Consider the following 608-nt stretch of genomic DNA (forward strand, 5'->3'; position numbering starts at 1 on the left):
TACCTGACCCGAACACCCGGCCGATCTCGCCCCGCGCGGCACCGGAGGGCCGCCCTTCCCGGACAGGGGAGCTAGCCGCGCACCCCACACAGGTGCAGCAGCGCCGCCAGGGACCGGTACGGGTCGGTGCGCCCGGCGCGGTCTTCCGCGTCGAGCAGCCGGGCCAGCTCGTCGGCGGCCGGCGGCGCCGTGCCGTCGGCGGCGGCGTCGGTGAACAGCCGCACGCCGTACCAGGCGTGCACCGGAGCGCCGATGCCCGCCAGCGTGGCCGTCAGGTCCGCGCGCCGGTCGGCGCGCACCGGCAGGCCCAGCCGGTTGGTGTACGCGGGGGAGTCGAAGGCGGCCAGCGCGCCCGCCCAGTCGCCGGCGAGCCCGGGCCGCAGGGCGAGCGCGTCCGCGTTCCGCACGACGAGCGAGAGCAGCCCGCCGGCGGCCAGCACGCGGGCGAGGCCGGCGAGCATCGGGTCCGGGTCGGGCACGTACATGAGCACGCCGTGACAGAGCACGACGTCGAAGGCGCCCGGCAGGAAGTGCGCGCCGGTGTCCCGGCCGTCGCCCTGGATCAGCCGCACCCGCTCGCGCACGAACCGCGGCTCACCCTCCAGGGC

The 608-nt window shown here is 78.0% G+C and carries 1 protein-coding gene; it reads right to left on the minus strand.

Going from position 1 to position 608, the window contains the following annotated elements:
- Nucleotides 1–71: 71 nt before the first annotated feature.
- Nucleotides 72–608: methyltransferase domain-containing protein (locus tag KUM32_RS37765; protein WP_217146345.1), on the minus strand; the 537-nt coding region annotated here is incomplete at its 5' end.

It is taken from the genome of Streptomyces sp. AC627_RSS907, from assembly GCF_019049165.1.